We start from the raw sequence: 26,426 nt of genomic DNA on the forward strand, positions 1-26,426 counted from the left end.
TGGTGCTTTGAATGTGGGAGGGGGCTTGCTCCCGATGGCGGTGTATCAGTAACAGATGTACTTACTGACACACTGCATCGGGAGCAAGCCCCCTCCCACATTGACCCAGTTGCTACAGTTGGTTTTGCAGTGTTTGCTAGCCCAGGTTCTTGCCTAAGAGGGCATGGTAGAGCTCACTGTCACCCAATATCCCCACCACCTTGTTGTTGTCATGCAACACCAGCTTGTTCCCCGTCTGGTAGCGAATCTGCAACGCATCGCGCATACCGATGTTGGAGTCCACCAGCGTCGGTACCCGGCCCAGACCTTCCACCGCTTGCCCCGGCGCCCAATTCTGCAGGTTCATCGCCACGCCATTCTGGCGTGCGCCCTGGATGGTGTTGCCTTCGGCCAGGTCCAGCCACGAGTCACCACCCGGATCAAGGCACACCGAACCGTTCACGCGCTTGCAGTTGTCCAGCGTGCGCATCAGGCTGCGTCCGCACAGCACGTTCAGTGGGTTGGTGTGGGCGACGAAGGTGCGTACATAGTCGTCCGCCGGGTTCAGCACGATCTCTTCCGGCACGCTGTACTGGATGATCTTGCCGTCTTTCATGATCGCGATACGGCTGCCCAGTTTCAGCGCTTCATCCAGGTCGTGGCTGACGAACACGATGGTCTTGCTCAACTTGCGTTGCAGCTCCAGCAGCTCATCCTGCAAACCTTGGCGAATCAGCGGGTCGAGGGCCGAGAAGGGTTCGTCCATCAGCAGGATATCGGCGTCCATCGCCAGGGCGCGGGCCAGGCCGACGCGTTGCTGCATACCGCCGGACAGCTCGTCGGGCTTCTTGTTGCGCCATTGGCTCAGGCCCACCAGTTCAAGCTTTTCATCCACCAGCGTGCGCCGTTCCTTCTCCGGACGGCCCTGCATTTCCAGGCCGAAGCTGATGTTCTCGCGTACCGTCAGCCAAGGCATCAGGGCGAACTTCTGGAATACCATGGCGATGCGTTTGGTGCGCATCATTTTCAACTCGGCGGGGGTGCAGGAGGCGATGTCGATCTGGCGACCTTCATGCTCTACAAACAGTTGGCCACGGCTGACGGTGTTGAGGCCGTTGATGCAGCGCAGCAGGCTTGACTTGCCGGAGCCCGACAAGCCCATCAGCACACAGATCTCGCCTTTCTCGATATCCAGGCTGGCCTTTTCAACGCCGACAATCTGCCCGGTCTTCTTCAGAATTTCGTTACGGCTCATGCCCTGGTCCAGCAGCTTGAGCGCTTCGCGTGGGTCTTTGGAAAAGATCACGTCGACATTGTCGAATCGGATAATGCTCATGCATCACCCCCTACTTTAGCGTCGGGTTGTTTGCAGATACGGTCGAGCATGATGGCCAGCAAGACGATCGCCAGGCCCGCTTCAAAGCCCAGGGCAATGTCAGCGGTGTTCAGTGCGTTGACCACCGGCTTGCCGAGGCCGTCGGCACCCACCAGCGCGGCGATCACCACCATCGACAACGACAGCATGATGCATTGGGTAATGCCGGCGGCGATGCTCGGCATGGCGTGGGGCAACTCGATGCGCGAGAGCAACTGGCGGCGCGAGCAGCCAAAGGCTTTACCGGCGTCCATCAGCTCTTGCGGCACATCGCGGATACCCAGGTAGGTCAGGCGGATCGGCGCGGCAATCGCGAACACCACCGTGGAAATCAGCCCGGGCACCACACCCAGCCCGAAGAGGGTCAGGGTAGGGATGAGGTAGACGAAGGTCGGTACGGTCTGCATCAGATCGAGCACCGGCCGCATCATGGTGTAGAACATCGGCTTGTGCGCGGCAACAATACCCAGCGGCACGCCGATGACCACGCAGACCAGGGTGGCGAACAGCACCTGCGCGAGGGTTTCCATGGTTTCCTGCCAGTACCCCAGGTTGAGGATCAGCAGGAAGGAGGCAATGACAAACACCGTCAGGCCCCATTTGCGTTGAATAAAGTGAGCCAGCAGCGCAATCAGACCGATCAATGCCAGCGGATTGAACCAGGTCAGCGCAAACGTCACGCCGTGGATCATCGTTTCCAGTGTCGATGCGATTGCGTCGAAATAGTTGGCACCGTGTTGGGTCAACCAGTCGACGAAGGCAGCGATGTACTGGCCTAGAGGGATTTTCTGTTCAGTCAGCATGGTAGTGAATGTCCACATGCGAAGGGGAAAACATCCCGGGCCAGCGCACCGGCCCGGGGTCAGCGGGTGCTATTTGGCGAGGTAAGCTTTGACGGCATCGAGCCCTGGTTTGCCATCGACGGTGGTGACACCGGCGAGCCAGGTGTCGAGCACTTGCGGGTTCTTCTGCAGCCAGGCCTTGGCGGCGGCGTCGGCCTTCATCTTGTCGTCCAGGACGTTACCCATCAGGGTGCTTTCCATGTCCAGCGTGAACACCAGGTTTTTCAGCAACTGGCCGACGTTGCTGCATTCCTGGGTGTAGCCCTTGCGGGTGTTGGTGTAGATGGTGGCCTGGCCATAGTTGGGGCCGAACGAATCGTCGCCGCCGGTCAGGTACTTCATCTTGAAGCGGGTGTTCATCGGGTGCGGTTCCCAGCCGAGGAACACAATGGCCTGGTTGCGCTTGGAGGCGCGTTCAACCTGGGAGAGCATCCCGGCTTCGCTGGACTCGACCACCTTGAAACCGGCGGTCTTGAGGCCGAAGGCGTCTTTGTCGATCAGTGTCTGGATAGTGCGGTTGCCGTCGTTGCCCGGCTCGATACCGTAGATCTTGCCGCCCAGCTCATCCTTGAATTTGGCGATATCGGCGAAGTCTTTCAGGCCCTTGTCGTACAGCGCCTGTGGGACTGCCAGGGTGTACTTGGCGTTCTCCAGGTTGGCGCGCACGGTTTCCACGGTGCCGGCATCACGGTACTGCTTGATGTCGTTTTCCATGGTCGGCATCCAGTTGCCGAGGAAGATGTCCATGTTCTTGCCGTCGGCCAGAGACTTGTAGGTCACCGGTACCGAAATCATCGTGGTGCGCGGTTTGTAGCCCAGGCCCTTGAGGATTTCGCTGGTGGTCGCGGTGGTGACGGTGATGTCGGTCCAGCCGACATCGGAGAAGTTGACGGTCTTGCACTGTTCCGGTTCTGCGGCGTGTGCCATGACGGGCAGACTCAGCATGGCGGCCAACAACAACGAGGGTGAACCTTTCATCGGGGTAGACTCCTGTGTCTTTTCTGGCGGCATTCGCCGCGCTTTATAAGTGTTGCGGTTGGAGCGTGCGAGAACAGCTCTGGCGCGGTGCCTTGCAAACGAGTCGAGACTGATCATGTACCAGTGAAAATCTGACGCCTACAGGGGGCGTCGTATCCAGTACAGGGAGGGTCGCATCCAGTACCGATGACGTCGCTTACAGCTTTTTCCCAAGGTAAAACTGCTGTTTTTACCCATCTGCACCGCAAAAAACGGCCAAAACAGGCGTTCGCACGCGAGCGACGCTGGTGAGCATGGATGCGTCGGTGTGAGACGCCGTGGCGAGCAACAAAAGCTTGATGATGCCGCCATCTGGGCGATCTGAGCGTAGCACCTCGTTCAAGCCCGGCCCGCGCTTATCGAGGAGTTACACGTTAATGGCTATCAGCGTTTTCGACCTGTTCAAGATCGGCATCGGGCCTTCGAGTTCTCACACCGTGGGCCCCATGCGCGCCGCGGCGTTGTTCGTGCAGGCGTTGCGTGAGCGTGAACTGTTGGAACGGGTTCGGCGTGTCGAAGTGCAACTGTACGGCTCGTTGTCTGCCACTGGCATCGGCCATGGCAGTGACACCGCAACCATCATGGGCCTGATGGGCGAATGGCCGGACGCAATCGACCCCTCGCAAATCGGCGTACGCATTCAGACCTTGCGTGAAACCGACACCCTGTTGCTGGACAGCCGCTTGCCGGTGCCATTTGTGTGGGCGCGGGACATGCGCTTGCTCGACGAGAACCTGCCGTTCCACCCCAACGCCATGACCCTGGTGGTATGGGGTGATGACGGCGAACTGCATCGCGATACCTACTATTCGGTCGGCGGCGGCTTTGTGGTGGATGAGGCCCAGGCCCAAAGCGGCGTGGCCGATATGGACCGCACCGAATTGCCTTACGATTTTTCCAGTGCGGTGGAGCTGTTGCAGCTGTGCAAGACCCACAACCTGCGCGTCGCCGAACTGATGCTGGCGAACGAAAAGACTTGGCGCTCCGAAGAAGAAATCCGCAGCGGCCTGATGAAACTCTGGCGCGCCATGCAGGATTGCGTGGAGCAGGGCCTCAAGCACGAAGGCATCCTGCCCGGCGGCCTCAATGTGCGCCGCCGCGCCGCCAAGTTGCATCGCAGTTTGCAAGAGCTGGGCAAACCCAATGTGATCGGCTCGACCTTGAGCGCCATGGAGTGGGTCAACCTGTTCGCCCTTGCGGTCAACGAAGAAAACGCCGCCGGTGGGCGCATGGTGACGGCGCCCACAAATGGCGCGGCGGGGATCATCCCGGCAGTGCTGCACTACTTCATGAAGTTCAGTGAGGAGGTCACCGAAGCCAACGTGGTCGACTATATGCTCGGCGCGGCGGCGGTAGGTATCTTGTGCAAGAAGAACGCTTCGATCTCCGGTGCTGAAGTCGGCTGTCAGGGTGAAGTAGGCTCGGCTTGCGCGATGGCCGCAGCTGGCTTGGCGGAGATTCTAGGTGCCACGCCGGAGCAGGTGTGCAACGCCGCTGAAATCGGCCTGGAACATAACCTCGGCCTGACCTGCGACCCGGTCGGCGGCCTGGTACAGGTGCCGTGTATCGAGCGCAATGCGATTGCGGCGGTGAAGGCCATCAACGCGGCGCAAATGGCCCTGCGTGGCGACGGCCAGCACTTTATCTCCCTGGACCGGGTGATCCGCACCATGCGTGATACCGGGGCCGATATGCATGACAAGTACAAAGAGACATCACGCGGTGGGTTGGCGGTGAGTGCGGTTGAGTGCTGAGACCCAGTCGCCTGCATCGGGGGGCAAGCCCCCTCCCACACTTGATTTGTGAACACCTTCAAAATGTGGGAGGGGGCTTGCCCCCGATAGCAATAGTGCAGACACAATTGCTCATAAAGTGAACACCAGATCAAAAAACGCCACCTTTTAGCGCGTCGCAAACAGATAAGTAGCTACCAAACGATTTCCCTCTCGTCACCTGCGCATTGTGCTTTGGGTGACAGACACGTCCTACGCCCGCAAAGCGCCTTCCCACAAGTGCTACCGATTTGCTCACACGCTTTGAGTAGCACCCTTCTCACGTCATATCCCGCACCCCACGCGCGGGCTTATATAGACGCATCAACAGGTCGTTTTCAGGAGTTATTGAATAGCCATTCAATTTTCGGCATGGCATTTGCTCTGTCAATTCAAAGCCTCTCTCCCCTCGCAGGGGATGAGCGCAATAACAAGAGCCTCGCCTGAGGCCATCACCCGCTTTGTGTGAGGAGATACCGCGATGACGTCGTTCAACTCCGGGGCCCAACCCCAGAACCGTGCGCCTCAATCCATCGGCTTTTTGCTGCTGGACAATTTCACGCTGATTTCACTGGCGTCGGCCGTGGAACCCCTGCGCATGGCCAACCAGTTGTCCGGCCGCGAGCTGTACCGCTGGACAACCCTGAGCGTGGACGGCAACCAGGTATGGGCCAGCGACGGCCTGCAAATCACCCCGGACGCCTCCATGCACAAAGCGCCGGCGTTGGACACGGTCATCGTCTGCGGCGGTGTGGGTATCCAGCGCACGGTCACCCGTGAGCATGTGTCGTGGCTGCAAAGCCAGGCGCGTCAATCCCGTCGCCTGGGTGCCGTGTGTACCGGCAGTTGGGCGCTGGCTTGCGCGGGTTTGCTCGACGGTTTTGATTGCAGCGTGCATTGGGAATGCCTGGCGTCGATGCAGGAAGCCTTCCCGCGCGTCGCGATGAGCACGCGTCTGTTCACGCTCGACCGCAACCGCTTCACCAGCTCCGGCGGCACTGCGCCGTTGGACATGATGCTGCACCTGATCAGCCGCGACCACGGCCGTGAATTGTCGGCTGCCATCTCCGAGATGTTCGTCTACGAACGCATCCGCAACGAACAGGATCACCAGCGCGTGCCGCTCAAGCACATGCTCGGCACCAACCAGCCGAAGCTGCAGGAAATCGTCGCGCTCATGGAAGCCAACCTGGAAGAGCCGATCGACCTGGATGAACTGGCGGTGTATGTCGCCGTGTCGCGCCGCCAGTTGGAGCGGCTGTTCCAGAAATACCTGCACTGCTCGCCGTCGCGTTATTACCTCAAGCTGCGCCTGATCCGTGCACGGCAGTTGCTCAAGCAAACACCGATGTCGATCATCGAAGTGGCGTCGGTGTGCGGGTTCGTGTCCACGCCGCACTTCTCCAAGTGCTACCGCGAATACTTCGGCATACCGCCACGCGATGAACGTGTCGGCTCCAACACTACCCAGCAAGTGGCGATGATGCCGATTCCGCAGGCACTGGTGTTGTCACCGTTGTCGGGGCCGATGTCGGCGTTGAGCCAGGCCAGAAACGAGTCGACGTTTGCCAGTGTAAGGCTCTAAACCGAGTCGTCTGCATCGCAGGCAAGCCAGCTCCCACCTTGGAATGCGTTCTCCTGTGGGAGCTGGCTTGCCTGCGATAGCGGTATTTTCAGGCGCCGGAGTTCTGTTTGAATTGCATCAGCGCCGGCAACAACTGCTTGTCGATCGCCTGGCGTACCGCCGGCAAAATCGTCGCACTGCCGCTGTACATTTTTTCAACCATGCCCTTGAGCGCCTTGGCCCGCGCCTCGCTCAAACCGCGCACCGCACATTCACACGCCTGCTCGGCGGTGGTACCGCTGGATACTTCAAAACCCAGCGAGCGCAGTTGGCTCAGCAGGTCATCCTGGTCAATCAAATCCGCGTGCATCATGACGTTTATCCTGGTGTAGGGAACAGGGATTGACCTGGATTCTGGTTGGCCCCCGCTGGGTGGGCAAGAGCAGAATCGAGCAATGGCTTGGATGGCTATGAACAGGTCGTTTTCGGGTCACTTGGCAATACGGTTAATAGGCACACTGATCCCAGGCACGCAGCTTGACGGTTTGGTCACCCTCCAGATGCACAGCTCACACAAGGCCCCTCTGCCCCGATCCAGTCACGGCTGGCTCGGGGCTTTTTTTGCCGGCAAACCGATGACACGGCCAAGCAGGGCGGGCCTTGGCAGCTCGGCCTGTGCAGCGCTGATCGCGTCGAGCCGTTGCAGCGTGGCCTCGGTGAACGGTGTAGCTTGCGGCCCGGCCAGATCGACGTGCAGCAGCATCTGTTCATTGCCGGCCAGTTCCTTGTCATCGCCCACCCGGTGCAGGCTGTGATACAGGTGCAGGCGCTTGGCGTCATGGGCGATCAGTTGGGTGTGCACTTCAACCTCGGCGCCCAGTTTCACTTCGTGCAGGTAGTTCAGATGCAGCTCCAGGGTGAACAATGAGTGGCCGCTGGCTTCACGGTTGTCGCTGTCCAGGCCCAGGGTGTCCATCAGCGCGTCGGTGGCGTAGCTGAAGATCAGCAGGTAGAACGCGTCGCGCAGGTGGCCGTTGTAGTCCACCCAGTCGGGAAGGACTCGGGTGGTATAGGTGGTCAATGCGGGCATTATCGGTTCCCTTTATTCGGCGAAGGTCATGCCGTGCCGGGCCTTGGTGGTTTTCACCGCCTCAAGCACTGCCAACAGGCAATCATCACGATAGCGCTCCAGCGCCGAAATGCTGTGTTGGCCCAACTGATCGCTAGTGCCATCGACAACGTCGTCAATCAGCTTGTCGGTCAGCTCCGGTGCTGGCAGGTAGGTCCATGGCAACTGCAACGCCGGGCCGAATTGCGCCATGAAGTGCCGCATACCGGCATCACCGCCTGCCAGGGTGTAGGTGAGGAAGGTACCCATGAACGACCAGCGCAAGCCGGCGCCAAAGCGAATCGCGTCATCGATTTCGCCGGTGGTGGCCACGCCGTCATTGACCAGGTGCAGCGCCTCGCGCCACAACGCTTCGAGCAGCCGGTCGGCAATAAAACCGGGCACTTCCTTGCGCACATGCAGCGGGCGCATACCGAGGGATTCATACACCTTGATGGCCGCCTGGATCGCTTCTGGCGCAGTGCGCTTGCCGCCCACCACCTCCACCAAGGGCAGCAGGTAAACCGGGTTGAACGGGTGGCCGACCACGCAGCGTTCCGGATGGGTCGAACCTTCATAGAATTCGCTTGGCAACAGCCCGGACGTGCTCGAACCGATCAACGCATTCGGCTTGGCCGCCGCGCTGATCTGGCTGTGTAACTGCAGCTTGAGCTCCAGGCGTTCCGGGGCGCTTTCCTGAATGAAGTCGGCGTCCTTGACGCACTCCTCGATGGTGCTGACAAAGCGCAGCCGATGCTGGGAGGCACCCGCTGCCAGGCCTTGTTTTTCCAGCGCACCCCAAGCATTGGCGATGCGTTTGCGCAAGGCTGCTTCGGCACCGGGGGCAGGGTCCCAGGCGACCACATCCAGGCCGTGGGCGAGGGCACGGGATACCCAACCGCTGCCGATAACACCGCTGCCCAAGGCAGCGAAGGTTTTGATGTCAGTGATAAAGCTCATTGGCACATTCCTAAAGAGTTCGGGGATCCCCTCCCACATGTTTAACCGCGTTTGGTCAGGCCCATCTTGATTCGGCCCTCGGCCGGGGTCATGACCCGCGCACCCAGCCGGCTGAGGATTTCACGGGCGCGTTCCACCAACTGGCCGTTGGTGGCGAGCACGCCTTTGTCCAGCCACAGGTTGTCTTCCAGGCCCACCCGTACATTGCCGCCCAGCAGCACCGCTTGCGCGGCCATCGGCATTTGCATGCGACCAATCCCGAACCCTGCCCACACCGCGTCGGCGGGCAGGTTGTCGACCATGGCTTTCATGGTGGTGGTGTCGGCCGGCGCGCCCCAGGGAATGCCCAGGCACAGTTGGAACAGCGGGTTATCGAGCAGCCCTTCCTTGATCATCTGCTTGGCGAACCACAGGTGGCCGGTGTCGAAAATTTCCAGCTCGGCCTTTACGCCCAGGGCCTGGATACGCTTGGCGCCGGCCCGCAGTTGCGCCGGGGTGGACACGTAAATGGTGTCGCCGTCGCCGAAGTTGAGGGTGCCGCAGTCCAGGGTGCAGATCTCCGGCAGCAGCTCCTCCACATGCGCCAGGCGGGTCAGTGGGCCGACCAGATCAGTGTTGGGGCCGAAGTCCATCGGGTTCTCGCCGCCACCGATTTCCAGGTCGCCGCCCATGCCGGCGGTGAGGTTGACGATGATGTCGATGTCGGCCTCGCGGATGCGCTCCATCACTTCACGGTACAAGGCTACATCGCGGCTGAATTTGCCGGTGTACGGGTCGCGTACATGGCAGTGCACCACGGTGGCGCCGGCCTTGGCGGCTTCTACTGCGGCGGCGGCAATTTGTTTGGGGGTGACCGGCACGTGCGGGCTTCTGGCGGTCGTGTCGCCAGCACCGGTGAGTGCGCAGGTGATGATGACGTCGTGGTTCATGAGGCGGTTCCTTACAGGCGTGGTGGTGCCGTTCGCGGTCGCAAGTGGCCGCGAAACGGTGATTCGGAGAAGGTTATTTGCTGGTGAGTTTCAGGTTGGCGGCCGCGGGTTTGCCATCGAACGTGGTCACGCCCTCCAGCCAGCGCTGCTGGTCTTGAGGGTGATCCTTGAGCCACTGCCTGGCGGATTCCAGGGCATCCTTGTGATCGAGCAGCGGCTGCATCATGCGGCTCTCGTCGGCGGCGGTGAACGTCAGGTTGGTCAGCAGCGTGTGCACGTTGGGGCACTGCTCGGCGTAGGTTGGCGACGTGACGGTCCATACGCTGGCCCGGCCTTCGTTCGGCCCCAGGGCGTCTTCGCTGCCGGTGAGGTAGGTCATCGCCACATTCACGTTCATCGGGTGCGGCGCCCAACCAAAGAACACCACGGCTTCCTTGCGGCGCACGGCGCGGTCCACGGCGGCCAACATGCCGGCTTCGCTGGACTCCACCAGTTGGAACTTGCCCAGGCCAAACTGGTTCTTGGCAATCATCGCCTTGATCTGGGTATTGGCACCCGAGCCAGGCTCGATGCCGTAGATCTTGCCGCCCAGCTCTTTCTGGAACCTGGCGATGTCAGCGAAGGTCTTCAGGCCCTTGTCCGCCAGATAAGTCGGCACCGCCAGGGTGGCGCGCGCGTCTTCCAGGCTGGGTTTATCCAGGACCTTGACCTGCCCGGCCTCGACAAACGGCGTGATGGTCTGGGTCATCAGCGGGTTCCAGTAGCCCAGGAACAGGTCCAGGCGTTGGTCGCGGATACCGGCGAAGATGATTTGCTGGGAGGCGCTGGTTTGTTTGGTCTTGTAGCCGAGGCCGTCGAGCAGCACTTGAGTCATGGCGCTGGTGGCGATCACGTCGGTCCAGTTCACCACGCCCATGCGTACGTTCTGGCATGAAGCGGCATCCGCTGCCATGGCGTTAGTGCTCAAAACGGCGCTGGCGCTGAGTGCAAGTACGCAACGGCGGATCAGTCGGTTCATGGTGGGTCCCTCGGCAGGTCGTTATTGTGGGGGCCGGTGTCTTTGTGCACCGTGACGCCACGTTACGCAGCTTGGCGAACCACAAAGCGCACGACGGCGACCGGCTCTTGCACTGCAGCGACCTGTCCCCTTGAATCCGTGCATGAACGGGAGTATCACAGTGCCACGCTGCCCGCCCCACGAGAGCGCCACCATGTCCCAGGATTTCTACTTCTTGCTGATGCCGGGTTTTTCGGCCATCGGTTTTATCTCGGCCTTGGAACCGTTACGGGTCGCCAACCGCTTTCGTGGCGAGTTGTACCGCTGGCACATATTGAGTGCAGATGGCGGTGCGGTGCTGGCGAGCAACGGTATGTCGGTCAACGCCGACGCCGCGCTGGAGCCGCTGGAAAAAGGCGCCACATTATTAGTGGTGGCCGGTTTCGAGCCTTTGCAATGCTCCACCCCGGCGCTGGAGCATTGGCTGCGTCGCCTTGATCACGACGGCGTGACCTTGGGCGCCATCGACACCGGCGCCTGTGTGCTGGCCGAAGCGGGGCTGCTCGATGGCCACCGCCTGACCCTGCACTGGGAAGCCATCGACGCCTTCAAGGAAGCCTATCCGCAGTTGAGCGTGACTCAGGAACTGTTCGAGATCGACCGTCGCCGCATTACCTGCGCCGGCGGCACCGCGTCCATCGACTTGATGCTCGATCTGATCGCCCAGGCCCACGGCTCGGAACTGGCGGTCCAGGTCTCGGAGCAATTCGTGCTCGGCCGTATACGCCCACGCAAAGACCACCAGCGCATGCAGATCGCCACGCGCTACGGCATCAACAACAAGAAACTGGTGCACGTGATCGGCGAAATGGAGCAACACACTGAGCCGCCCTTGAGCACCCTGGCCCTGGCCGACGCGATCAAGGTCACCCGGCGTCAACTGGAGCGCCTGTTTCGTCTGCACCTGAACGACACCCCGAGCAACTTCTATCTCGGCCTGCGCCTGGAGAAAGCCCGGAAACTGCTGCGCCAGAGCGACATGAGTGTGCTGGAAGTGAGCATTGCGTGTGGGTTTGAGTCGCCGTCCTATTTCACCCGCAGCTATCGCGCCAGGTTTGCCAAGTGTCCTAGGGAGGATCGGCGACGGGAGGTGGTTTGACGGACAATTATAGTCAATTATATTCTTCGCTATAATTTATAGTCCTTTCCATAATTGAGTATAAAACCATGTCCACGCACAGCGGCTTTGTGTTTCGCCGCCCCACCCTGGCAAGCAGTATTGCCGATGGCCTGGTGGGGGCCGGTATTCAGGATTTCACCTCCGGCCTGTTTCTTGCGGCGCCCCGACGCACGGGCAAAAGCACCTTTCTGCGCGAGGACCTGATTCCGGAATGTCAGCTCCGGGGCTGGCTGGCGGTGTATGTCGACCTGTGGGCCAACAAGGAAAAAGACCCCGCCGAGCTGATCGCGAGTGCCATTGCGGGGGCGTTGGTGCCGTTTGAAAAGGGCATTCGCAAACTGGCAAAGAACATTGGCATCGAGAAACTAAGCTTTCTGCGTACGCTTTCCTGGGACTTTACCAAGCCACAATTGCCTGTCGGTGCGACGCTGACCCAAGCGTTGGAATTGCTCCATAGGGCTGCAGGAAAAACCGTTGTGCTGGTGATTGACGAAGCACAGCACGCATTAACCACCGAATCAGGTATCAATGCGATGTTCGCGTTGAAGGCTGCCCGGGATCAGCTCAACCAAGGCCGTTACGAGGAGGGCAGCGGTTTGCGCCTGGTGTTTACCGGATCCAATCGCGACAAGCTCGCCCATTTGGTATTGGGTAAAAGCCAGCCATTCTTCGGTTCCAGCATCACGCCGTTTCCGCTGCTGGGCAAAGCGTTCACCCAGGCCTACACCGTGCACCTCAACGCGCACCTGGCCAAGAACAACCAATTCAACGCGGCTGATATTGATGAGGCGTTTGAGCGGGTAGGTCGGCGTCCCGAGATGTTGCGCACGATCATCGGTGAAGTCGCATTGGAGCTGGGCGAGGCGAGCAATCTGGGCCAACTGCTGCACAGTCGTGCAGAACTGCTGCGCGCGGGTGTATGGACCGAGTTCGAAAGCGCCTGGAACGCCCTGACCATCCCTCAGCGCGCCGTGCTGGAGGTGATGGTGGAGCGTTCTCAAAACAACGAACCCTTCGCGCCATTCACCGATAGCACCCTCACGGCTGTCAGCAAGGCGCTGGAAAAGATGGGTAGCGACGTGGTGCCGGGTACCCAGACCATCCAGGCCTGCATCGATGCCCTGCGCGACAAGGAACTGGTGTGGAAGTCGAGCCGAGGCGGCTATGCCCTGGAGGACAAAACCTTCGGTGACTGGCTGCAACACAAGAGCCCTGCACCGCGCTAAAAGGCCGGTTCCTAAAGAGAGCGGGTGTGGCTTATTTCTTTACCAGGGCCGAGCATGCCGCCTTGTAGGCTTCATGCTGGTACTTGTTCAGCGTCGCGGGCAGATCAAAGGTGTGCTTCTTGTTCTGTGCATTGATGGTCTGCGGCGACAGCAGCGTCACCTCCACCCCGTCCAGCAACTGAAACACCCCTTCAATCTTGAACGTCGTCGGGCCGCCGGCAAACTCGCCTTTTTTGCTGCGCTTCTTGATCGCGATACGGGTAATGGCGTTCGTCTGCACGAAGGCCTTTACCTGAGCGGCGAAGGCTTTGACGTTGGCCGCTTCATCGTCGTCATCAAGGGCGATTTTCTTGGTGGCCAGGGCGATGTGGGTCAGTGCCTGGTTGTCCAGAGCGGCGAGGGCGATGATGGCTTCGCTGCCTTTGATTTCGATGCCGCAAGTAGTCATGGAATGCTCCGCGCCCCAGAAAATGCTCATGGGTAAGTTATTTATCGGGGCGCATGATACCGCCAAGCTCAAACAGCTTCTTTACGGTTTCGCTCATGGGCTGCATTTGAGAGATCTCAATGTGCAATTTCAACAAACTGGCTTTCTTGATTTCTTCGTCGAGTTCATTTTGGCGCTCGTTTGGCCCGTGGATTTTTTTGCGCCAGCCGCTTAGGCCAAATACGGTTAGCCATGATGCGACGAGGGCGTATATGACGAGGGCGATCAATGAAAGCGCCTCTCGAGCACGTACGAAGTTAAATACAAGATCGAGGGTGTCAGGATCAGCAGGTTTGTAGCCGGCCTTCAGCTCTGACTGGATTTTCAATGCAGCTGCTAAAAAATCCGGATCGTTATTTAATTTCTTTGAAAGCTGCGGGATATAGTCTTTCTCGGTGTCACCCTCTTTAAGAGCGGTGATGCGGTTTTCGAATAATCTCTGATTATGCTGGTTTGAAAAGTTGTCCAGAGACGCGTTGGTCTGTACTTCGATTCGATAATCCAGGTAAGCCAATGACAGGATGGCAAACAGCGCGCCGCCGAGCATCAGCAAGCCGCAAACAGCGGCAAATTTGTACAGGTTGTCGGTGGGAGGGGTAGGAAACCATTGCATTGTTCAGTACTCATCCTTGAGAGGGAAAGCATCGTTAAATTTGACGAGCGCGCAAAAGCAGCGTGGGACTTGCTTGGCCAATAGGGTGCGCAAATCACTCCTGCCCAATCGACTCCAAAAACTCCGACCGCTCATCACTCATCCGCGCCAGGCAATCATTCTGCGCAATCGCATACTCCTTGCTGCCATTGACCGCCGGGAAGGTGTCCACCGCGCAATCGGCATCGCGCAGTTTTTCCCATTTCTGCTGGGCGTCCTTCAGACGGGCGGTAATGTCGGCCAGTTTGGTCTTGTCGCTGCCGTAGGTTGAAGCCATGCGCTCCAGCAGGCCCTGATAGTTATCCTTGAGCAATTGCTCGGCGGTGGTTTTGTTGTAGGCGGCGCAGGCCAGGGTCTGTTTGTCGTTTTCGATGCCGTCGCACGGCGTGCTGTCGGTGTCTTCGGCTGCGTGAACGCCGGTTGCGATGAGTGCCAAAGCCAGGAAAATCGATTTCATTGCGCCGTCTCATATCACGTGATGCGCAATTCTGGCTCAAGCGTAAGACAAAGAACAGCCGCCCGTCAGGCATGTCTGCACAGCCTTTGTCGTGGATTGACGCTTTCGGCAATTCCCCTGTCGTTTTTGCACCCGGCTCGGGTTGTCCCTGGGCATATGCTGGCCCCAAAGCGCCGGCAGACGATTCGGCGCATGAATCGCCAATAAGGGGACGCCTGATGAGCCCAGCCGAGTTGCACGCCGACAGCATCGTTATCGACGGTCTGATTATTGCCAAGTGGAACCGCGACCTGTTCGAAGACATGCGCAAAGGCGGCCTCACCGCCGCCAACTGCACGGTGTCGGTGTGGGAAGGCTTCCAGGCCACGATCAATAACATCGTCGCCAGCCAGACCCTGATCCGCGAGAACAGTGACCTGGTGATCCCGGTGAAAACCACCGCCGACATCCGCCGTGCCAAGGAACAGGGCAAGACCGGCATCATCTTCGGCTTCCAGAATGCCCATGCGTTTGAAGACCAGCTCGGCTATGTCGAGATCTTCAAGCAGCTCGGCGTTGGCGTGGTGCAGATGTGCTACAACACCCAGAACCTGGTGGGCACCGGCTGCTACGAGCGCGACGGCGGGTTGTCGGGCTTCGGGCGCGAAATCGTCGCCGAGATGAACCGTGTCGGCATTATGTGCGACCTGTCCCACGTTGGTTCCAAGACCAGCGAAGAAGTCATCCTCGAATCGAAAAAGCCGGTGTGCTATTCCCACTGCCTGCCGTCCGGGCTCAAGGAACACCCGCGCAACAAGTCCGATGAAGAACTCAAGTTCATCGCCGACCACGGTGGGTTTGTCGGCGTGACCATGTTCGCGCCGTTCCTGGCCAAGGGCATCGATTCGACCATCGACGACTACGCCGAAGCCATCGAATACACCATGAATATCGTCGGCGAAGACGCCATCGGCATTGGCACCGACTTCACCCAGGGGCATGGCCAGGATTTCTTTGAAATGCTTACCCATGACAAGGGCTACGCCCGCCGCCTGACCAGCTTCGGCAAGATCATCAACCCGCTGGGCATCCGCACCGTGGGTGAATTCCCCAACCTCACCGAGACCCTGCTCAAGCGTGGCCACTCCGAGCGCGTGGTACGCAAGATCATGGGCGAGAACTGGGTCAACGTCTTGAAGGACGTCTGGGGCGAATAAGCCAGACACCTATCGGCAACACCACAACGAATTTTTCTGGAGTTAAGTTTCCATGGCCAAGATCGCCCCGCAATTGCCAATCGAAGTCGACAGCGAAACCGGTGTCTGGACCTCCGACGCCTTGCCCATGCTGTACGTGCCGCGCCATTTCTTCGTCAACAACCACATGGGTATCGAAGAAGTGCTGGGCGCTGATGCCTACGCCGAGATCCTCTACAAGGCCGGCTACAAATCCGCCTGGCACTGGTGTGAGAAAGAAGCCGAGTGCCACGGCCTGGAAGGCGTCGCGGTGTTCGAACACTACATGAAGCGCCTGTCGCAACGTGGCTGGGGCCTGTTCAAGATCCAGGACATCGACCTGGATAAAGGCACCGCCAGCGTCAAGCTTGAGCACTCGGCGTTCGTCTACGTGTACGGCAAGGTCGGGCGCAAAGTCGACTACATGTTCACCGGCTGGTTTGCCGGTGCCATGGACCAGATTCTTGAGGCCCGTGGCAGCAAGATCCGCACTGTCGCCGAACAAGTCTACGGAGGCTCCGAAGAGGGCCACGACGATGGCCTGTTCACCGTCAAACCGTTGTAAGCCGAGGACCGTGCCATGGCTTTCGAAGCAATGTTTGCGCCGATCCAGATCGGCAAGCTGACCATCCGCAACCGCGTGCTCAGTACCGCCCACGCCGAGGTGTATGCCACCGACGGCGGCATGACCACCGACCGCTATGTGAAGTACTACGAAGAGAAAGCCAAGGGCGGTATCGGCCTGGCGATCTGCGGCGGGTCCTCGGTGGTGGCCATCGACAGCCCCCAGGAGTGGTGGAGTTCGGTGAACCTGTCCACCGACCGCATCATCCCGCACTTTCAGAACCTGGCCGACGCCATGCACAAGCATGGCGCCAAGATCATGATCCAGATTACCCACATGGGCCGTCGCTCACGCTGGGACGGCTTCAATTGGCCGACCCTGATGTCGCCGTCCGGCGTGCGTGAGCCGGTGCACCGTGCCACCTGCAAGACCATCGAGCCGGAAGAAATCTGGCGCGTGATCGGCAACTACGCCCAGGCGGCGCGTCGTGCCAAGGCCGGTGGCCTGGATGGCGTCGAGCTGTCTGCCGTGCACCAGCACATGATCGATCAGTTCTGGAGCCCGCGGGTCAACAAGCGTACCGACGAATGGGGCGGTAGCTTTGAAGGCCGCATGAAGTTCGGCCTGGAAGTGCTCAAGGCCGTGCGTGCCGAAGTAGGCGATGACTTCTGCGTGGGCATGCGCCTGTGCGGTGACGAGTTCCACCCGGACGGCTTGTCCCATGAGGACATGAAGCAGATCGCCAAGTATTACGACGACACCGGTATGCTCGACTTCATCGGCGTGGTGGGCTCGGGGTGCGACACCCACAACACCCTGGCCAACGTGATCCCGAACATGAGTTACCCACCGGAGCCGTTCCTGCACCTGGCAGCCGGGATCAAGGAAGTGGTCAAGGTTCCGGTGCTGCACGCGCAGAACATCAAGGACCCGAACCAGGCCACGCGCATCCTCGAAGGCGGCTATGTGGACATGGTCGGCATGACCCGTGCGCACATCGCCGACCCGCACCTGATCGCCAAGATCAAGATGGGCCAGATCGACCAGATCAAGCAATGCGTGGGCGCCAACTACTGCATCGACCGCCAGTATCAGGGCCTGGACGTGCTGTGCATCCAGAACGCCGCGACCTCCCGTGAATACATGGGCGTGCCGCACATCATCGAGAAAACCACCGGGGCCAAGCGCAAAGTGGTCGTGGTGGGCGCAGGCCCCGCTGGTATGGAGGCAGCACGTGTCGCCGCCGAACGCGGCCACGACGTGACCCTGTTGGAGAAAAAAGAGTTCATCGGCGGGCAGATCACTACCGCTTCGAAAGCGCCGCAGCGCGACCAGATCGCTGGTATCACTCGCTGGTACCAGCTGGAGTTGGCGCGCTTGAAAGTCGACCTGCGCCTGGGCGTGGCGGCGGATGCCGAGACCATCCTGGACCTGCGTCCGGATGTGGTGGTGCTGGCGGTGGGCGGGCATCCGTTCATCGAACAGAACGAACATTGGGGCGCCGCCGAAGGCTTGGTGGTGAGCAGTTGGGATGTGCTTGACGGCAAAGTCGCGCCGGGCAAGAACGTGCTGGTGTACGACACCATTTGCGAGTTCACCGGCATGTCGGTGGCGGACTTCCTGGCCGACAAAGGCTGCCAGGTGGAAATCGTCACCGACGACATCAAGCCTGGTGTGGCGATTGGCGGTACGTCGTTCCCGACGTACTACCGCAGCATGTACCCCAAGGAAGTGATCATGACCGGCGACATGATGCTGGAAAAGGTCTATCGCGAGGGCGACAAGCTGGTGGCAGTGCTGGAAAACGAATACACCGGCGCCAAAGAGGAGCGTGTGGTCGACCAGGTGGTGGTAGAGAACGGCGTACGCCCGGACGAGGCCCTTTACTACGGGCTCAAGGAAGGCTCACGCAACAAGGGCCAGATCGACGTTGAAGCCTTGTTTGCGATCAAACCGCAGCCGTGCTTGAGCGAGGCGGGCGAGGGGTACTTGCTGTTCCGCATTGGTGACTGTGTGGCCCAGCGCAACACCCACGCCGCAATCTACGACGCCCTGCGCTTGTGCAAGGATTTCTGACCCGACACCGAACCAATGTGGACTCGGTTCAAATGTGGGAGGGGGCTTGCCCCCGATAGCGGTGGGTCAGCTACAACAGTATCAACTGACACTCCGCCATCGGGAGCAAGCCCCCTCCCACATTCAAGGCCAGTTTCACAGTAGACCTGTGTGGTCTGTGGGAGCTTCATCATGTTGAACACCTTGTTGCCAATTCTCTTGTTTGCCGCTTTGGGGCTCGCCGTCCTCGGCGCCTTGCGCCGCATGAGCATGTGGCGCCGTGGGCGTGCATCCAAAGTCGACTTGCTTGGCGGTCTTTTGGCTATGCCCAAGCGCTACATGGTCGACTTGCACCACGTGGTCGCCCGCGACAAATACATTGCCAATACCCACGTCGCCACGGCGCTGGGCTTTGTGCTGTCGGCGCTGCTGGCTATTGCGGTGCACGGCTTCGGCCTGCAGAACCGCATTCTCGGCTATGCGTTGCTGCTGACGTCGGTGCTGATGTTTGTCGGTGCCATCTTCATGTACCTGCGCCGCCGCAATCCGCCTGCGCGCCTGTCCAAGGGCCCATGGATGCGCCTGCCGAAAAGCCTGATGGCGTTCTCGGTGAGCTTTTTCCTGGTGACCTTGCCGGTGGCCGGGATTCTGCCCGCTGACTTTGGCGGCTGGCTGCTCGCTGCGCTGCTGAGCGTGGGCGTACTGTGGGGCGTATCGGAAATGTTCTTCGGCATGACCTGGGGCGGGCCGATGAAGCACGCCTTCGCGGGTGCCCTGCACCTGGCCTGGCACCGCCGCGCCGAGCGCTTCGGCGGTGGCCGCTCCACTGGTTTGAAGCCGCTGGACCTCAGTGATAAAACCGCGCCGCTTGGCGTGGAAAAGCCCAAGGATTTCACCTGGAACCAGTTGCTCGGCTTCGACGCCTGCGTGCAATGCGGCAAGTGCGAAGCAGCGTGCCCGGCGTTCGCTGCCGGCCAGCCCCTGAACCCGAAAAAGCTTATCCAAGACATGGTCGTCGGCCTGGCCGGTGGCACCGATGCCAAGTTCGCCGGTAGCCCATACCCAGGCAAACCGGTGGGCGAACACGGCGGTAACCCGCATCAGCCGATCGTCAATGGCCTGGTGGATGCCGAGACGTTGTGGTCGTGCACCACATGCCGCGCCTGCGTGGAAGAGTGCCCGATGATGATCGAGCACGTTGACGCCATCGTCGACATGCGCCGCCACCTCACCCTGGAAAAAGGTGCCACGCCGAACAAGGGCGCCGAAGTCCTGGAAAACCTGATTGCCACCGACAACCCTGGCGGTTTCGCACCGGGCGGTCGCCTCAACTGGGCGGCGGACCTGAACCTGCCGTTGCTCAGTGACAAGGGCAGCTGCGAGGTGCTGTTCTGGGTCGGCGACGGTGCCTTCGACATGCGCAACCAACGCACCCTGCGGGCGTTTGTCAAAGTGCTCAAGGCGGCGGGGGTGGACTTTGCGGTACTTGGCCTGGAAGAACGCGACAGCGGTGACGTAGCGCGGCGTCTGGGCGATGAAGCAACTTTCCAATTGTTGGCCTCGCGCAATATCCAGACGTTGGGCAAATATAGCTTCAAGCGCATTGTTACCTGCGACCCGCACAGTTTCCATGTGCTGAAAAACGAGTACGGCGCCTTCAACGGCAATTACTTCGTACAGCATCACAGCACCTTCATGGCCGAGTTGATCGGCGACGGCGCGCTCAACCTGGGCCAGCACAAAGGCAGCAGCGTGACCTACCACGACCCTTGTTACCTGGGCCGCTACAACGGCGAATACGAGGCACCGCGCCAAGTGCTGCGGGCGTTGGGCATCGAGGTCAAGGAAATGCAACGCTCAGGCTTCCGTTCGCGCTGCTGTGGCGGTGGCGGCGGCGCGCCGATCACTGACATTCCCGGCAAGCAACGTATCCCCGACATGCGCATGGAAGACATCCGCGAAACCGGTGCCGAACTGGTGGCCGTGGGCTGCCCGCAATGTACGGCGATGCTTGAAGGTGTGGTCGAGCCGCGGCCATTGATCAAGGATATTGCCGAGCTTGTGGCCGACGCTTTGCTTGAAGACCCCGTGCCGGCAAAAGCGCCTAAACGTGAACCCGCGGAGGTGCATTGATGAGCGACATTATTCGCCGTGACCCTCGGGCCGAATGGATCGCCCGTAACCGTCTTCACCCCTTGCACGCGGCCATGCAGCCCGTGCAGCAGAGCTGGATGGGGCCCAACGGCATCATTCGTAAAAACGTGCACGGTGTCGGTTTTATCGGCCCCAACGGCATCAAGCGTATTGACCGCAGCGGTGCCCAGCAGGGCGGTGCGGCCAAGCGTACGGCGGCGGTGGAGGTACAGTTGCCACTGCATCAGGTGCCAACGCCCGCGTTCTACATCAGTGTGGTGCCGGACATGGTCGGTGGCCGCTTGAGCAGCCACGACCGTGACTTGCTTGGCCTGGCCAGGCAACTGGCTGGCAGCGACGGCGCGGTGCTGGCCGTGGTGTTTGGTGAACATAAGGAAAACGCCTTCGCCACTGCCGGTGTCGATCGCCTGCTGGTACTGGACGGCCACGCGTTCGACGGTTATTCACCGGAGCAACGCGTACAAGGCCTGCGCGCTGTGGATAACCAGTTCAATCCGCGCCACTGGCTACTGCCGGACAGCCGCAGCGGCGGCGGTGAATTGGGTCGGCGCTTTGCCGCCAGCCTCAAGGAACGCCCGGCGACACGCGTTTGGCAAATCAAGGGCGATGAGTGCATCGGCCGTGCGGGGGCGGGCCAGCAAGATTTGGCCCGGCCGCTGCCGCGCCTGATCCTGGCGGCCGTTGAGTGTGCCGACCCGGTCAGCGAGACCCGGCATGAGGTACTGCCCGTAGAGTTATCCACAAGCCTGGCGCGCAGTTTGTCGCGTATCGAGGACCTGGGGGCGGTGGCGGTGGATCCGGCGGCGATTCCCATGGCCGAAGCGGAATTCATTTTCTCCGGTGGCAATGGCGTGAAGGACTGGGCGCTGTTCCACCAGACCGCCGCAGCCCTGGGCGCCACCGAGGGCGCGTCGCGGGTGGCGGTGGACGATGGCTTCATGGCGCGTGATCGTCAGGTCGGCGCCAGCGGCACCTGGGTCACGGCGCGGGTGTACGTGGCCGTGGGTATTTCCGGGGCGATCCAGCACCTGCAAGGCATCGGGGCCTGCGACAAGGTGGTGGCGATCAACCTCGACCCGACCTGCGACATGATCAAGCGTGCCGACCTGTCGGTGATCGGCGAAAGCGCCGCGATTCTGCAAGCCTTGATCGATGCGGTGCAGGCCTACCGCAACGGCGCCAAGCGCGATGCAGCTTAGGGACATGACCATGACAACCACTGTAATCAGCTTGGTATCCATCGGCGCCCACCCCACTTCCGGGCGCCCGCGCCGTGCGGAGCAGGACGCCCGCGCTGTCGAGCTGGGCCTGCAAATGGCTGGGGATAAGTTGCAGGTGCTGCACGCCGGCGATATCAACGAGCCGACCTTGCGCAGCTACCTTGGGATGGGGCTGGCGCAACTGCATGTACTGGAACAACCGCCCGGCGCCGATGCCTTGCCGGTACTCAGTGAATACCTGCATGACGCCGGCGCCCAGGTGGTACTCACCGGCAGTCAGGCGGAAACCGGTGAAGGCTCGGGCATGTTGCCGTTTCTGCTGGCAGAACAATTGGGCTGGCCCCTGGTTGTAGGGTTGGCCCAGGTGGAATCCATCGACGCCGGCGTGGCCCATGTACTGCAAGCCTTGCCTCGCGGCCAGCGGCGGCGCCTGAAAGTGCGCCTGCCGTTTCTGGCCACCGTGGATAACGCTGCGCCCAAACCGCGCCAGAGTGCATACGGCCCGGCGCAACGTGGCGAACTGGCGGCCCATGAGGTGGAGATCGAACAGGACGAGTTATTCACAGGCGCCCTGCTGCAACCGGCCAAGCCAAGGCCCAAGCGTCTCAAGGTGATCAAGGCCAAGAGCGGCGCCGACCGTATGAAGGCTGCCACGGCCAAGGCCAGTGGCGGTGGTGGGCAGGTGCTCAAGGGTGTGAGTGCTGAAGAGGGCGCTCAGGCGATTCTCAAGCTGTTGATTGAAGAGGGTGTCGTACGCTGATCCGCTGTGGGAGGGGGCGCGCTCCCTCCCGCATGAGTTCTGCGGTTTACCCACAATCGCTGTTGATCCGCTTGTGGATAACCTGTTTGCGGTTGTCCACACCCCCTATGTATCAAGCCTTGCAGCCCTCTGTACGAAAAATAGCCAGCCTAAACTGCGGTTTTTCCAGGAGTTTTCCCGGTTGGCAGTACTGACTTGCCCCCAAAGTCTGTTGGCGCATCTGTGGATAAGATGTTCGCTATCTTCTGTAAGCCATGTAAACAAAGGCTTTCAGAGGGTCGATCAAAAATCGATCAATTTCGGCTTTTTTCTGCATTAAAACCCTGGGGAGCCCGATTTATGCAGGGTTTGTGCGCTTTTCCACAGGTTGGATAAAGTTGCCCCCAAAGTCTGTTGGTGCATCTGTGGATAAGGTGTTCGCTTAGTGCTGTAGACCATATGAATCAAGGTCTGCACAGATATGATCAATAAATGATCAGGTAAGGATGGATACCTTGGTTTCAAATAAGTCACGGATTTTCTTGATTTAATTTAAGCCGCACACTGACTTGCCCACAATTGCTGTGGGTGGCTTTGTGGATAAGTTGTTGGGCAAAGGCTGGAGGGCAGGGTGTTAGCGGTCTGCGCGAGAGTTGATCAAATAGTAGGCAGCGTCTGCTTGAAGTGTGGGAGGGGGGGCTTGCTCCCGATAGGGATGGCTCAGCTTGCACATGCATTGGCTGATACTCCGTTATCGGGAGCAAGCCCCCTCCCACATTTTTGATCCATAGGGCGTCAGTTACTCGTGTGCAGCCACACCTTTGAGGTACGGAGCAGGCGCGGCACCCAAGTTGTTCAACATGCGCTCGCTGTACCAGTCCACAAAGTTCACCACGCCAAACTCATAGGTCTTGGAGTACGGGCCAGGCTGGTAGGCGGTGGAGTTGATGCCGCGCTGGTTCTCCTCGGCCAGGCGACGGTCCTGGTCGTTGGTGGCGTCCCACACCTGGCGCATGCGCTCCACATCGTAGTCCACGCCTTCCACGGCGTCCTTGTGCACGATCCACTTGGTGGTGACCATGGTTTCCTGGGCGCTGATCGGCCACACGGTGAACACGATGATGTGGTCGCCCATGCAATGGTTCCACGAATGAGGCAGGTGCAGGATGCGCATCGAGCCCAGGTCCGGGTTCTTGATGCGGCCCATCAGTTTGGCGCAGCCCTGCTTGCCGTCCAGGGTCATCGACACTGTGCCCTTGAGCAGCGGCATACGCACGATGCGGTTACGCAGGCCGAAGCTGGCGTGGGCGTAAGGGATCTTCTCGGCATCCCAGGCGGCGGCGGAGGCGGCTACGTGGTCCTTGAACGCCTGGTCGGCGCGCGGGTCGGTGACGTCGTCCCATTCCAGCAGGGTTTTGAGCAGTTCCGGGTGCGACGCGTTGCAGTGGTAGCACTCGCGGTTGTTTTCCAGCACCAGCTTCCAGTTGGCTTTTTCGAACAAGGTGGTCTGGATCGCCACCTTGGTGTTTTCCATGTCGTAGGGTTCCATGTAATGGCTGAGCGTCGACAGGAAGTCATCGATGGCCGGCGGGGTCTCGGCCAGGCTGATGAAAATGTAGCCGCCGGCGGTCTTCACGTTTACCGGTTTCAAGCCGTACTGCTTCATGTCGAAGTCGGCGCCCATCTCGGTACCGGCGAACAACAGGCGACCGTCCAGTTCGTAGGTCCATTGGTGGTAGTGGCAAACCAGCTTGGCGACCTTGCCCTTTTCGCTGGTGCACAAGCGCGAACCACGGTGGCGGCAGACGTTGTGGAATGCATGCACCACGCCTTCGGCGCCACGGATCACGATGATCGGGTTCTTGCCCACTTGCAGGGTCAGGTAGTTGCCCTTGGTGGGGATTTCGCAGGTCATGCCGGCAATCAACCACTCTTTCTGGAAGATCTCCTGCATGTCGATATCAAACAGCCGCTCATCAGAGTAGAACGGCTGTGGCAGCGAAAAGGTGCGCTCGCGCTCGTGCAGCATTTGCGCGGTGGCCTTGCGTGCGGGTTCCAGCGGATCGCCCAAGCTTAAGGTTGCGGTGACGTCCATCGTGTGTGTCCTCATGGCCATTCTGTGTGGCCGGCGAATAGTGGCTGATCAGGTTTGCAGCAAGGCGTAAAGAACGCGTCTTTGTTGGGAGCGAGTGTGGGCCCGGCGTTGGGTCGAACCTTATCCATGGGCGACATGGCCCAATCTGATCCCGACGCGCAAGGCCCTGTCTTTGGGGGCTGGTCGCCGTAAGTATGTGAATGTCGCAGATAGGTAAATGGGTGGCCCCGGCGTTACGCAGAATCGCCACCATAAGGCCGACGTCGGCGGTGGAGAACAACATGTCTAGCAATTTCCTGAATCCGGTAACCACCCAGACCTGGGCCAATGGTCGGCACATCGTCCGTTGCGTCAAAGTCATCCAGGAAACCTGGGACGTGCGCACCTTCTGTTTTATGGCTGACCAGCCGATTCTGTTCTTCTTCAAGCCCGGGCAATTCGTCACCCTGGAGCTGGAAATCGAAGGCCAGCCGATCATGCGCTCCTACACGATCTCCAGTTCACCGTCGGTGCCTTACAGCTTTTCGGTAACCATCAAGCGTGTACCGGGCGGGCGTGTGTCCAACTGGCTGCATGACACGCTGCACGAGGGCCAGGAGCTGGCGGTGCACGGACCTGTCGGGCTGTTCAACGCGATCGACTTCCCCAGCCCGAAAGTACTGTACCTGAGCGGCGGGGTGGGGATCACCCCAGTCATGTCCATGGCGCGCTGGTTCTACGACACCAACGCTAATGTGGACATGACGTTTGTTCATAGCGCGCGTTCACCCAAGGACATCATCTACCACCGCGAGCTGGAGCACATGGCGTCGCGGATCGACAACTTCAGCTTGCACCTGATTTGCGAAAAGCATGGCCTGGGTGAACCCTGGGCCGGCTACCGCGGTTATCTGAATCACAAGATGCTGGAACTGATGGTGCCGGACTTCCTGGAGCGCGAAGTATTCTGTTGCGGCCCGACGCCTTACATGAGCGCAGTGAAACGCCTGCTGGAAACCGCCGGTTTCGATATGGCGCGTTATCACGAAGAATCCTTTGGTGCGACGCCGCCGGAAGCGCGGGCTGACGCCGTGGAGCAGGCCGAGCAAGCGGCGGATGCGCCGGAAATCGACCTCGCGGATCTGCACCAGGTGGAGTTCATCGCATCGGGCAAAAGCATTCGGGTGGCCCCCGGCGAGACTGTCCACGCGGCAGCTGCCAAGCTTGGCCTGTTGATCCCCAAAGCCTGCGGCATGGGTATCTGCGGCACGTGCAAGGTGATGAAGCTGGGCGGGGAGGTGGAGATGGAACACAACGGCGGGATCACCGAGGAAGACGAAGCCGAAGGTTACATCCTGTCGTGCTGCAGCGTGCCCAAGGGCGATGTGCGCATCGAGTTCTAATACCCTGCACATTCCCACGCAGGAGCGTGGGAATGGCCGGTCGGCTGCGCGCCGAGGGGCATGAGTCTTCGGCGCGGGCTTCAAGGGTTAACAGTTACTGCGCGTAGATATGCACGACGAAGTGCTGGCCGGATGCTGTCAGTTCATAGACCTTGTCGTAGATCCTCAGCGTCCTTGAAGGCTCGCGGATCGTATCGCCGATCTTTGCGTACTTCCTGAACTCATCCCAGTCAATCACCGTGGTGCTGATAGTGCCATCGCTTTGCAGGGTGTTGCCGTTGCTTTGATATTCCATGATTAAGCTCTCCATTGGATTTACGTTTCCAGCCGATTATTCGGCGGGTAGCGAACCCGGAAAGTGGCGGTTATGACTGCGTTTTCCTTCCGGGTACCAAGAGGCTAGTCAACGAATATCCAGCGCGTAGCTGTCAGAAATATCAAAAAACAGACTTGGCAA

The 26,426-nt window shown here is 60.1% G+C and carries 24 protein-coding genes; 11 read left to right on the plus strand and 13 right to left on the minus strand.

The annotated features are described in order from the left end of the window. Positions 1 to 136: 136 nt before the first annotated feature. From choV to JH25_RS10715, 3 genes are all read right to left on the minus strand, one after another. Positions 137 to 1,315, minus strand: a complete 1,179-nt coding sequence (gene choV, locus JH25_RS10725) for a choline ABC transporter ATP-binding protein (RefSeq protein ID WP_005792170.1) — start codon at positions 1,313 to 1,315, stop codon at positions 137 to 139. After that, complete coding sequence (gene choW / locus JH25_RS10720) at positions 1,312 to 2,157, minus strand: choline ABC transporter permease subunit (RefSeq protein ID WP_003194913.1); 846 nt, start codon at positions 2,155 to 2,157, stop codon at positions 1,312 to 1,314. Before choW ends, choV begins: the two co-directional genes overlap by 4 nt. A gap of 69 nt (positions 2,158 to 2,226) precedes the next feature. Further along, complete coding sequence (locus tag JH25_RS10715) at positions 2,227 to 3,174, minus strand: choline ABC transporter substrate-binding protein (RefSeq protein WP_032879044.1); 948 nt, start codon at positions 3,172 to 3,174, stop codon at positions 2,227 to 2,229. Positions 3,175 to 3,590: 416 nt separating this feature from the next. Here JH25_RS10715 and JH25_RS10710 point away from each other — a divergent pair, with 416 nt between their 5' ends. Together JH25_RS10710 and JH25_RS10705 are read left to right on the plus strand one after the other, a co-directional pair. After that, positions 3,591 to 4,967 carry an L-serine ammonia-lyase gene (locus JH25_RS10710; protein WP_032879045.1) on the plus strand — a complete coding sequence of 459 codons (1,377 nt, stop codon included), beginning with the start codon at positions 3,591 to 3,593 and terminating at the stop codon, positions 4,965 to 4,967. A 499-nt stretch (positions 4,968 to 5,466) separates the two neighbouring features. After that, positions 5,467 to 6,570 (plus strand): GlxA family transcriptional regulator, encoded by a 1,104-nt coding sequence (locus tag JH25_RS10705; RefSeq protein ID WP_005792167.1) that lies wholly within the window; start codon positions 5,467 to 5,469, stop codon positions 6,568 to 6,570. Positions 6,571 to 6,658: 88 nt separating this feature from the next. Here the strand turns inward: JH25_RS10705 and JH25_RS10700 are convergent, their stop codons facing one another. From JH25_RS10700 to JH25_RS10680, 5 genes are all read right to left on the minus strand, one after another. Further along, on the minus strand, positions 6,659 to 6,922 hold the full coding sequence (locus JH25_RS10700) for a hypothetical protein (RefSeq protein WP_032879047.1): 264 nt from the start codon (positions 6,920 to 6,922) through the stop codon (positions 6,659 to 6,661). A gap of 225 nt (positions 6,923 to 7,147) precedes the next feature. Beyond that, on the minus strand, positions 7,148 to 7,639 hold the full coding sequence (locus tag JH25_RS10695; RefSeq protein WP_032879049.1) for a thioesterase family protein: 492 nt from the start codon (positions 7,637 to 7,639) through the stop codon (positions 7,148 to 7,150). Between the two features lie 12 nt (positions 7,640 to 7,651). Further along, entirely contained in the window at positions 7,652 to 8,617 is a 966-nt protein-coding gene (locus tag JH25_RS10690) for an L-carnitine dehydrogenase (protein WP_032879050.1), read from the minus strand. A gap of 41 nt (positions 8,618 to 8,658) precedes the next feature. After that, positions 8,659 to 9,546 carry a 3-keto-5-aminohexanoate cleavage protein gene (locus JH25_RS10685; RefSeq protein ID WP_032879052.1) on the minus strand — a complete coding sequence of 296 codons (888 nt, stop codon included), beginning with the start codon at positions 9,544 to 9,546 and terminating at the stop codon, positions 8,659 to 8,661. Between the two features lie 73 nt (positions 9,547 to 9,619). After that, a complete protein-coding gene (locus tag JH25_RS10680; protein ID WP_032879054.1) occupies positions 9,620 to 10,564 on the minus strand; it encodes a choline ABC transporter substrate-binding protein in 945 nt (314 codons plus the stop codon). A 193-nt stretch (positions 10,565 to 10,757) separates the two neighbouring features. Between JH25_RS10680 and JH25_RS10675 the strand changes: the two genes are divergently transcribed. Continuing rightward, positions 10,758 to 11,702 (plus strand): GlxA family transcriptional regulator, encoded by a 945-nt coding sequence (locus JH25_RS10675; RefSeq protein WP_005792161.1) that lies wholly within the window; start codon positions 10,758 to 10,760, stop codon positions 11,700 to 11,702. 68 nt (positions 11,703 to 11,770) lie between these two features. After that, a complete protein-coding gene (locus JH25_RS10670) occupies positions 11,771 to 12,949 on the plus strand; it encodes an AAA family ATPase (RefSeq protein ID WP_032879056.1) in 1,179 nt (392 codons plus the stop codon). Positions 12,950 to 12,980: 31 nt separating this feature from the next. On the opposite strand, the gene JH25_RS10665 is transcribed toward JH25_RS10670, so the two are convergent. The 3 genes from JH25_RS10665 to JH25_RS10655 all read right to left on the minus strand — a co-directional run bounded on the left by JH25_RS10665 (position 12,981) and on the right by JH25_RS10655 (position 14,545). Further along, complete coding sequence (locus JH25_RS10665; RefSeq protein ID WP_032879058.1) at positions 12,981 to 13,397, minus strand: DUF3010 family protein; 417 nt, start codon at positions 13,395 to 13,397, stop codon at positions 12,981 to 12,983. 37 nt (positions 13,398 to 13,434) lie between these two features. Next, complete coding sequence (locus JH25_RS10660) at positions 13,435 to 14,049, minus strand: hypothetical protein (protein ID WP_032879060.1); 615 nt, start codon at positions 14,047 to 14,049, stop codon at positions 13,435 to 13,437. 94 nt (positions 14,050 to 14,143) lie between these two features. Next, positions 14,144 to 14,545, minus strand: a complete 402-nt coding sequence (locus JH25_RS10655; RefSeq protein ID WP_005792155.1) for a lysozyme inhibitor LprI family protein — start codon at positions 14,543 to 14,545, stop codon at positions 14,144 to 14,146. A 218-nt stretch (positions 14,546 to 14,763) separates the two neighbouring features. Between JH25_RS10655 and JH25_RS10650 the strand changes: the two genes are divergently transcribed. From JH25_RS10650 to etfB, 6 genes are all read left to right on the plus strand, one after another. Next, positions 14,764 to 15,741, plus strand: a complete 978-nt coding sequence (locus JH25_RS10650; protein WP_032879065.1) for a dipeptidase — start codon at positions 14,764 to 14,766, stop codon at positions 15,739 to 15,741. A gap of 52 nt (positions 15,742 to 15,793) precedes the next feature. Then, positions 15,794 to 16,324, plus strand: a complete 531-nt coding sequence (locus JH25_RS10645; RefSeq protein ID WP_005792152.1) for a DUF5943 domain-containing protein — start codon at positions 15,794 to 15,796, stop codon at positions 16,322 to 16,324. Between the two features lie 15 nt (positions 16,325 to 16,339). Continuing rightward, on the plus strand, positions 16,340 to 18,400 hold the full coding sequence (dgcA, locus tag JH25_RS10640) for a dimethylglycine demethylation protein DgcA (protein WP_032879068.1): 2,061 nt from the start codon (positions 16,340 to 16,342) through the stop codon (positions 18,398 to 18,400). A gap of 171 nt (positions 18,401 to 18,571) precedes the next feature. Beyond that, on the plus strand, positions 18,572 to 20,512 hold the full coding sequence (gene dgcB / locus JH25_RS10635) for a dimethylglycine demethylation protein DgcB (protein WP_032879071.1): 1,941 nt from the start codon (positions 18,572 to 18,574) through the stop codon (positions 20,510 to 20,512). Further along, complete coding sequence (etfA, locus tag JH25_RS10630; RefSeq protein WP_032879074.1) at positions 20,512 to 21,732, plus strand: electron transfer flavoprotein subunit alpha; 1,221 nt, start codon at positions 20,512 to 20,514, stop codon at positions 21,730 to 21,732. Before dgcB ends, etfA begins: the two co-directional genes overlap by 1 nt. Before the next feature lie 10 nt (positions 21,733 to 21,742). Further along, positions 21,743 to 22,513 carry an electron transfer flavoprotein subunit beta gene (gene etfB, locus JH25_RS10625; protein ID WP_005792147.1) on the plus strand — a complete coding sequence of 257 codons (771 nt, stop codon included), beginning with the start codon at positions 21,743 to 21,745 and terminating at the stop codon, positions 22,511 to 22,513. 778 nt (positions 22,514 to 23,291) lie between these two features. On the opposite strand, the gene gbcA is transcribed toward etfB, so the two are convergent. Continuing rightward, positions 23,292 to 24,587 carry a glycine-betaine demethylase subunit GbcA gene (gene gbcA / locus JH25_RS10620; protein WP_032879076.1) on the minus strand — a complete coding sequence of 432 codons (1,296 nt, stop codon included), beginning with the start codon at positions 24,585 to 24,587 and terminating at the stop codon, positions 23,292 to 23,294. A gap of 281 nt (positions 24,588 to 24,868) precedes the next feature. On the opposite strand from gbcA, the gene gbcB reads away from it, so the two are divergent. Continuing rightward, a complete protein-coding gene (gene gbcB / locus JH25_RS10615; protein WP_032879077.1) occupies positions 24,869 to 25,969 on the plus strand; it encodes a glycine-betaine demethylase subunit GbcB in 1,101 nt (366 codons plus the stop codon). Positions 25,970 to 26,063: 94 nt separating this feature from the next. Here the strand turns inward: gbcB and JH25_RS10610 are convergent, their stop codons facing one another. After that, complete coding sequence (locus JH25_RS10610) at positions 26,064 to 26,264, minus strand: hypothetical protein (RefSeq protein WP_032879079.1); 201 nt, start codon at positions 26,262 to 26,264, stop codon at positions 26,064 to 26,066. Positions 26,265 to 26,426: the final 162 nt, after the last annotated feature.

This window comes from Pseudomonas sp. BRG-100, from assembly GCF_000737955.1.
GTDB lineage: Bacteria > Pseudomonadota > Gammaproteobacteria > Pseudomonadales > Pseudomonadaceae > Aquipseudomonas > Aquipseudomonas synxantha_A.